Raw genomic sequence first — 7,577 nt, forward strand, 5'->3', positions numbered from 1 at the left:
GTGAATAGAATGAATAGCATCTGAGGAGATCAGGATGCGACCCATCGTTCAACCGTTTTTCGACCCAGCCACCGGCACGGTCACTTACGTGGTTTTCCAGTCCGGATATCAGGAATGCGCAGTCATTGACCCGGTCCTTGACTACGACCCGAAAGCAGGACGCACTTCAACCTCAAGCGCCGACAAGGTCATCGAGTTCGTTCGCCAACATGGTCTGCGGGTGCAATGGATTCTGGAAACCCACGCGCATGCCGACCACCTGTCGGGAGCGCATTATTTGCGCGGTGAGCTCGGCGGCAGGATTGCGATTGGGGAGCACATTCGCCTTGTTCAAGGAGTCTTCCAGAAGCTTCTCAATCTGGAACCCGGATTCCATACAGACGGCTCGCAGTTCGATCATCTTTTCCGCGAAGACGAGGAGTTTTTCATTGGTGGTGTGACTGCAAAAGCGCTGTATGTGCCGGGTCACACCCCCGCCGACACGGCCTACAAGATTGGCGATGCCGTCTTCGTGGGAGATACGCTGTTCATGCCGGATGTCGGTACCGCACGTTGTGACTTTCCCGGCGGCGATGCGCACAGGCTATACAGATCGATTCGAAAGTTGCTGGACCTGCCGGGCAACACCCGGCTCTTCATGTGCCACGACTATCCACCCGAGGGCCGGGAACCCGAGTGGGAAACCACGGTGCTAGCGCAGCGTGCGCATAACATCCATGTGCATGACGGCGTAACGGAAGAACAGTTCGGACACATGCGCGAAGCGCGTGACGCGACCCTCGCAATGCCCACGCTGATTCTGCCGTCGGTGCAGGTCAACATACGGGGTGGCGAGTTTCCACCCGCCGAGCAAAATGGCATCAGCTATCTGAAGATTCCGCTGAATGCGCTGTAGCAGCAATTGCTGCGCGAAGCAGACCTTGCATACCAGTCAATGTCCGCGCGATAACTCTTCGAGCCCGTGAAGGCCAACGGGTGGGGTGGCCTGCCACGGCAGCAACACCGACCGCTTTGCGTCCTGCTTGATCACTCGCTCGATGAATGGCGCTTCATAACCCCCTCGCTCAGCGAGTGCCGGGTCGTGGGTTCCGCTTGCAAGCAGGCTTTGGTCGATGACCCACGCATACGGCTCAATCTGGGCTCGCCGAAGGTCAGCTTGCAGGCGCTCCGCTTCATGCACCGGCGTCGCTTCTGCGAGCGTCACGATCAACACATGCGTGAACTCAGGGTCACGCAGTCGCGGCAGAAGCTGGCGGACTGCCTCCGGCATATCACCCTGTGTGCGCATGACTTCGCGATGGTAGGCCTCCGCCGAGTCCATCAACAGAATGGTGTGTCCGGTCGGGGCCGTGTCCAGTATCACGAAAGAGTCCCGAGCCTCGTCCACCGTGCGAGCGAAGGCACGAAACACCGCGATCTCCTCAGTGCATGGCGAGCGCAGGTCTTCCTCAAGCATTGCCTTCGCCTGCGCATCGAGGTAAGCGCCGGCCTTGGCGAGAACTTCATTGCGGTAACGGTCGACTTCTAGCGCCGCGTCGATGTGATCCACGCTCAAACCAGGCAGTGACTCCTGCAGCGTCCATGCCACATGAGCAGCGGGGTCTGTCGTCGAAAGCAGGACATTATGGCCGCGCTGTGCAAGTTCAAGCGCTATCGCAGCTGCCACCGTTGTCTTGCCGACGCCGCCCTTGCCCATCGTCATGATCAGGCCATGTCTGGTCTTCTCGAGCTCGTCGATGAGTGGCAGAAGACCGCCTGGCAACTCGACGCTTAAGCCGGGAACCGTCCGGGGGGCGGCAATCTGCTCAGGGTGCAGATAGGCCTTTAGCGCGCGCAGGCCAACCAGTCCCATCGGAATGAACCCTGTCTGACTTCGCTCCAGTGCTGCGAGCCCCCGCGGCATGGCCTCGATGGCGGCAGCCTGCTGCGCTTCCATCGCGCGGGCGATGACGTCGTCTGGTGAAGTCGCTTTGAACACACCGTTGACAGCGAGTACCAGGTTCCTGACGCCGAGGTCCGCCAGTTCGATACGGGTACGCTCGGCTTCACGGAATGCCGACGTATCTGGACGGGCGACAAGGACCACCGTGGTGTGGTCGCGGTCGGTCAGTTCGGCACCGGCCGCTGCGTACCTTACAGAATGATGTGAACGACAATGAAAGCGCTGAGTCCGGCGGTAGCCAAAGTGCTGAAGCGATTGCACTATCCGCTGGAGATAATGTTGGTGTGCGTGCGTTGGTACGTGGCATACCCGCTGAGCTTGCGCAATCTTGAAGAGATGATGGCCGAACGCGGGATCGCGGTCGATCATTCGACCGTGCACCGGTGGTGCCATTAAGCTTCTGGCGGTGCTTGAAAAGGCGTTCCGCCGCTGCAAGCGCCCGGTTGGCAAGAGCTGGCGTGTCGATGAGACCTACGTCAAAGTCAAGGGGCAATGGAAATATCGGTGCCGCGCCGTCGACAAGGCCGGCAACACGGTTGACTTCTTGCTGCGAGCCAGGCGGGACAAGGAAGCGGCCCGACGGTACTTCGAGAAGGCCATCGATCAGAATGGCGCACCCGACACCGTGACTATCGACAAAAGTGGTGCCAATCTGCCCGGGTTGCACGCTGTGAACGCCGAGCGTGAGACGCCCCTCAAGATCCGCCAGGTCAAGTATCTCAACAATATCGTGGAACAAGACCATCGTGCGATCAAGCGCCGTACCCGACCCATGCTGGGATTCAAGACATTTCGCTGCGCCCGGATCCTGCTGGGTGGAATCGAGGTCATGCACATGATTGCGAAAGGCCAGATGATGGATGGCGCTGTACTGAAGCGCTCAGTTGCCGAACAGTTCTATATTCTCGCAACGTAAGTCATCCTATCCATATCGCCTCGTTCCGTCCGGATTTCCTTACCGCGACAGATCCTTAATGGCCGCCGAAATCCGCTCATCCTGCTCGTCGATCAGTTGCCTGATCGCAGTTTGAATGGTCTCGCTGAACAAATCCTCAATTAGCTGATGCGCCGCAGCCTCTACGTTACGTGAAACCAGCGTTTGCCCGAAGAATTCACGTGTTACCTCCTGCATGCAGCGATGTAGCAGGTTCAGCTCGCGATACAGATCATCGAGCCGGTAGCCGCACATCCAGCGATCACGGCCGTGGTTTTTCTCCTCGCTGTCTAACTGGGTCAGCCTCGCATGTTCGGCCCGCAGAACCACGCAAATCCGTTAATAGAGCGCTGGTAAGTGATCAGTTAGTTGGCCCGTCTTTAGCCGGCCGGCGGATTCAATCTCCGGGTCGGATCGCACCGCACGGAGCCAGCGTCGAGTGATAATTCCACGCTTTCCCTCCAGATATGCAGCAAGGCAGGGGAAAGAGCGGATTGGCGGCGGCTTCACGGTCATATGGTCATCGTTTCCATGGATCTTTCTTGCAATTACTCAATCACATCGTATTTTATGGCTGCTTTTTCACGAAATTTGTACGGGTGGTCTTCATTGCAATTCAGCCATCTCCATTCGGTCAAGTTGAGCCTTTCTGCCACCTCCGATATGAGAAAAAACTTTCGTCATAGCCTGTTTGCGTGCACGATCACGAAGTTTCTTTGCGCATTCCGCGCCTTGGCTTCGTTTTCGATGCGCGTATATTTCTAGATTTTTCAAAACGTCCGCAGCCACCCTTTTCAGCCGGCCTCTCTACTCGCTCCGCTGCGGTGGCACGGAAAACTCTACGTAGGCTGGGAACTGCCGTGTTTAGGGGCAACCTTCTACCCGGGGCCAATCTGCTCGCCCAGCATGCGGCCGCTCTGCCACGCACCTTCGACTCTGCCACCGTTGAGCCAATCGCCGCACATTGCCAAGCCACTGGCTTCGTCCCAGGCGTATCCGGGCGCCGGTTCGTCGCTCGCCGCGATGTCGGCGAATCGCCAGCGGTGCGCCGTCCATTCGCTGGACCGTTGGCCGCCATGCAGCGCAAACGCCGCGAGCAGGCAATCCGCGACGCGTTCCGCGCTGGCGTCGATATAAAGCTCGCTCCACTCCGCGTTCGCGTGCAATAGCCATGTTTCGGGACCGTTGCGGCCCGGCTTGCTGCTATCGCGCGCTATCCAGCGCAGGGGCCCATGATTGATGAAGGCGGCATCGAACGGTAATGTCACGCGCGCCGGCAAGCGCACCATGATTGCCCAGCATGGGCGCATCGTCGTTTTGCTTGCGAGCGCCGTGAGACCGGTCGCGGATTCCCGCAGCAAATCCGCCGCCTGCGGCGCGGGCATGGCGAGGACCACGACGTCGAAGCGATCTGCCAGCGTGCCCCGTTCGGCGGACTCGATGCGCCACTGTCGCCCATCCCGATGCAATCCCGTAACCGTGCAGCCCAAGGTCACAGACTGAGCGTCAGCCAGAAACTTCGCGGGCGCGTTCATCGACGGCGTACCGACGAAGCGGTCTTGCGCGCTCGCCCATGTGGTCTGGGCGGAGCCATCCAGCACAGCGATCCGTGCAGGCCAGATCGCGGCGACGCCCGCGTTTTGCCACCGCGCCACTTCCGCCTGGAAGAGCGGATCGCGCGCGGTGAAGTACTGGGCCCCATGGTCGCACTGCCAGGCGCCCTCGCGACGGGTGCTCATCCGCCCGGCAGGCCCGCGGCTTTTGTCGAATACGCTGACCTTGAAACCGGAGCGGCGCAGTACCGTCGCGCATGACAAGCCGGCGATCCCCGCACCGACGACGGCTATTCGTGGGCCTTTCCGCTTGATAGGCATGACTTCTCTCTCTGGGGTTCGGGAACTCGGCGTGAGCCACCGGCAAAGCCGAATGTGCGCTGATATGCGTCACGATGACTCTTAGTGGCGAGTATTGATGGCGAAGTGTGACGGAATATCTCCCGTTTGTCGCCAATAATCGGAAATATGACTCGCAATAATGATTCACATTGACTCTAAATAGGAATATCATCCCCAGTCAAGCAACGCTAAAGGAATGGCCATGCCGCCTCCCTCCATCGAAGACACGTCGCCCGCTCGCAATTACAGGAGTGGGGAGGCCGCCCGGCTCGCGCGGATGCCGGTCACGAGGCTCAGGCTTTGGGAGCGGCGCTACGAAGTAGTGGGCCCGGCCAAAAGTGAGGCGGGACAGCGCCTGTATTCCGAGGACGACGTGCGCCGGCTGGTGCTGATCAACGCGCTGGTGCAGCGCGGCCACGCGATTGGAGCGATTGCGCGGCTCGAGCGCGAGCAACTCGAGTTTCTTGCCGCTGGGGAGGCGTCCAGCGGAAGATCGCGCCCCACCAATGCCAGTCATGAGGTCAGATTCCGGCTCACGCTAGTGGGGGAGAACCTCTCCCGGCGCCTGGCTGAAACGGGTATCGATCTGCGGCGCTACGGCGTTGGCAAGCTCGCGGAGTATGCGGATCTCGCGGCGGCGCGCGAAGGCGCCTCATCTGAAGGGGAAGAGGCGAACATTCTGCTGCTGCGTGTTCCTTCGCTGCATGAGGACGCCGCTTCGGAAGTTCTCGCGCTTAGCGACGCCTGCGGCGCGGCGGCGGTTGCCGTGGTGTACGGCTTCGGTACGGGGCGCGCGGCAGAAGCGTTGCGCCTCGCGGGTGTGCGGCTGTATCGGGAGCCCGACAGCAGGACCGAGCTTCGCCAGATGCTCGGCGATCTGTGCCACATCGCTCGGGTGACGCGTGAGGCCGGCGAAGCCCCCTCCTGGTCGCGTTCGCCACGTCGATACGACGACGCCGAGCTCGAAGCCATCGCTGCCCGCTCGTCGACGATTGCGTGCGAATGTCCGCGGCACCTTGCTGAACTGGTGATGCAACTGTCCACGTTCGAATCCTATAGCGACGAATGCACGTCGCGATCGGCGCACGACGTTGCGTTACACCGGCATCTCGGCGACGCCGCCAATCGCGCGCGCGTGCTGATCGAGTCGGCGCTCGAGCGTGTGGTGCGCGAAGAAGGCTGGTCGCCCCAACCGCATCAGACGGAGTGAGACGGGTCTTCGCGAGTCGGGGTATGTGGCGGTAGGTTGACAGCGCACATTGCGCGTACGGATTGACACATTGACGTTGGGAGAAAAGTCTCATGGCATCAGTCGCGCAGGACATACACCACGGCCTGGAGCTGGGCGAGGGCGTGCCGCTTTCGCAGCGGATCAGATGTCGGCTTCTTAGTGCGGGAGCCCGATTCCACGCGAACGACAACATCGCCGACTACCTTCGCGAGGGAGAACTGGAGCTGCTGCAAAAGGAAGTCGCGGACAAGTTCCAGGGTGTTTTGCGCTCGCTCGTCATCGATGTCGACAACGATCACAACACGCACGAAACCGCGCAACGCGTGGCAAAAATGTTCGTTCGCGAAGTCTTTGCAGGACGATACGACATCGCGCCGGCTGTCACCGAATTTCCGAATGTCGAACGGCTCAATGAACTTATGATTGTGGGCCCGCTGCGTGTGCGCAGCGCCTGCTCGCATCACCTGTGTCCGATCATGGGCCGGGTCTGGATTGGAGTGATGCCCAACGAGAGTTCAAACCTCATTGGCCTGTCTAAGTACGGCCGTCTGATCAACTGGATCATGACCCGGCCGCAGATCCAGGAAGAAGCCGTCAAGCAGATTGCGGATCTGCTCGAGGAGCGCATCCAGCCCGACGGGCTTGCCGTGGTGCTGGAGGCCGACCACTTCTGCATGCATTGGCGCGGCACGAAAGACGACGACGCAAAAATGGTCAACAGCGTCATGCGCGGTTCGTTTCTTCGGGATCCCGCATTGCGTCGCGAGTTTCTGGATCTTCTACCGGGTCGGAATTGACTGGCGGGGCAGAAAGTGAGCCTTGGTGGTCGGTATTGAGTGGCTGAACATACCGGGTATTTGTCGGGAGTGAGGCAATGGCGGCGATCTGGATTACTGGCGCGAGCGGTGCAGTCGGATCGGCACTGGCCCGGAGACTGTCAGCGCGCGGTCTAAGCGTTGTTCTTACATCTCGCGATGGAGCGAGGCTCACCGAACTCGCCGACGAACTTGGAGAGCGCGCACTCGCTGCACCCGCCGACGCAACCGATGCAGCGCAGGTGCAATGTGCAATTCAGGCAGGTATTGAGCGCTTTGGAGAAGTGACAGGTGTCGCCCATTGCGTCGGATCGATTCTGATCAGACCTCTGCACCTGACCAGCGAAGCGGATCTGCGCGCGACTCTTGCCGATAACTACATCAGTGCGTGGCACGTGCTTCGGGTTTTCGTTACCGCTGCGCTCGCCCATCGCAAGCTCTCGAGCGCCGTACTGGTGGGCACGGTTGCGGCGCAATCTGGATTTCCGAATCACGAGGTCATTGCCGGTGCAAAGGCCGCAGTGGCGGCGCTCGCCGTCACGTCAGCCGCGACCTACGCTGAGCGGGGGATTCGGGTGAATTGCGTTCATCCAGTATTAACTGTCTCGAACATGTCGTCGAAGCTGACGGGCTCACCTGAGTCGATCGCCTAGATGTCAAAGCTCAATCCGATGAGGCGGCTTGGTCAAGGCGAGGACGCGGCGGCGTTGATCGACTTTCTGCTAGGCGATGATTCTGGCTGGATCACTGGCCAGCAGAT

The 7,577-nt window shown here is 60.2% G+C and carries 8 protein-coding genes; 5 read left to right on the forward strand and 3 right to left on the reverse strand.

Features of this window, described 5'->3' with window-relative positions:
* Nucleotides 1–34: 34 nt before the first annotated feature.
* Nucleotides 35–895 (forward strand): MBL fold metallo-hydrolase, encoded by an 861-nt coding sequence (locus PQQ51_RS33845; protein ID WP_408501540.1) that lies wholly within the window; start codon nucleotides 35–37, stop codon nucleotides 893–895.
* Nucleotides 896–931: 36 nt separating this feature from the next.
* Here PQQ51_RS33845 and PQQ51_RS33850 read toward each other — a convergent pair whose 3' ends face one another.
* Entirely contained in the window at nucleotides 932–2,269 is a 1,338-nt protein-coding gene (locus PQQ51_RS33850) for an ArsA-related P-loop ATPase (protein ID WP_408501547.1), read from the reverse strand.
* On the opposite strand from PQQ51_RS33850, the gene PQQ51_RS33855 reads away from it, so the two are divergent.
* A protein-coding gene (locus tag PQQ51_RS33855; protein WP_408501541.1) for an IS6 family transposase occupies nucleotides 2,156–2,858 on the forward strand; the annotation gives its coding sequence in 2 pieces (ribosomal slippage) (nucleotides 2,156–2,329 and nucleotides 2,331–2,858; 702 coding nt in all). The two genes, PQQ51_RS33850 and PQQ51_RS33855, sit on opposite strands and share 114 nt — an antisense overlap.
* A gap of 39 nt (nucleotides 2,859–2,897) precedes the next feature.
* Here the strand turns inward: PQQ51_RS33855 and PQQ51_RS33860 are convergent.
* Together PQQ51_RS33860 and PQQ51_RS33865 are read right to left on the reverse strand one after the other, a co-directional pair.
* Nucleotides 2,898–3,206: a hypothetical protein gene (locus PQQ51_RS33860; RefSeq protein ID WP_408501542.1), complete on the reverse strand. Its 309-nt coding sequence runs from the start codon at nucleotides 3,204–3,206 to the stop codon at nucleotides 2,898–2,900.
* Nucleotides 3,207–3,754: 548 nt separating this feature from the next.
* Complete coding sequence (locus tag PQQ51_RS33865) at nucleotides 3,755–4,750, reverse strand: NAD(P)/FAD-dependent oxidoreductase (RefSeq protein WP_408501543.1); 996 nt, start codon at nucleotides 4,748–4,750, stop codon at nucleotides 3,755–3,757.
* A 223-nt stretch (nucleotides 4,751–4,973) separates the two neighbouring features.
* On the opposite strand from PQQ51_RS33865, the gene PQQ51_RS33870 reads away from it, so the two are divergent.
* The 3 genes from PQQ51_RS33870 (at nucleotide 4,974) to PQQ51_RS33880 (ending at nucleotide 7,470) form a co-directional block, all read left to right on the forward strand.
* Nucleotides 4,974–5,981, forward strand: a complete 1,008-nt coding sequence (locus PQQ51_RS33870) for a MerR family transcriptional regulator (protein WP_408501544.1) — start codon at nucleotides 4,974–4,976, stop codon at nucleotides 5,979–5,981.
* Nucleotides 5,982–6,073: 92 nt separating this feature from the next.
* A complete protein-coding gene (gene folE, locus PQQ51_RS33875) occupies nucleotides 6,074–6,799 on the forward strand; it encodes a GTP cyclohydrolase I (RefSeq protein ID WP_408501545.1) in 726 nt (241 codons plus the stop codon).
* A 77-nt stretch (nucleotides 6,800–6,876) separates the two neighbouring features.
* Nucleotides 6,877–7,470: an SDR family oxidoreductase gene (locus PQQ51_RS33880; RefSeq protein ID WP_408501546.1), complete on the forward strand. Its 594-nt coding sequence runs from the start codon at nucleotides 6,877–6,879 to the stop codon at nucleotides 7,468–7,470.
* Nucleotides 7,471–7,577: the final 107 nt, after the last annotated feature.

It is taken from the genome of Paraburkholderia xenovorans, assembly GCF_046030735.1.
Classification (GTDB): Bacteria; Pseudomonadota; Gammaproteobacteria; order Burkholderiales; family Burkholderiaceae; genus Paraburkholderia; species Paraburkholderia xenovorans_A.

What these genes read in the sequence shown, in the direction of transcription:
- PQQ51_RS33845 (WP_408501540.1), top strand. Translation starts at nt 35, where the DNA reads ATGCGACCCATCGTTCAACCGTTTTTCGACCCAGCCACCGGCACGGTC.
- PQQ51_RS33865 (WP_408501543.1), bottom strand. Translation starts at nt 4,750, where the DNA reads ATGCCTATCAAGCGGAAAGGCCCACGAATAGCCGTCGTCGGTGCGGGG.
- PQQ51_RS33870 (WP_408501544.1), top strand. Translation starts at nt 4,974, where the DNA reads ATGCCGCCTCCCTCCATCGAAGACACGTCGCCCGCTCGCAATTACAGG.
- folE (WP_408501545.1), top strand. Translation starts at nt 6,074, where the DNA reads ATGGCATCAGTCGCGCAGGACATACACCACGGCCTGGAGCTGGGCGAG.
- PQQ51_RS33880 (WP_408501546.1), top strand. Translation starts at nt 6,877, where the DNA reads ATGGCGGCGATCTGGATTACTGGCGCGAGCGGTGCAGTCGGATCGGCA.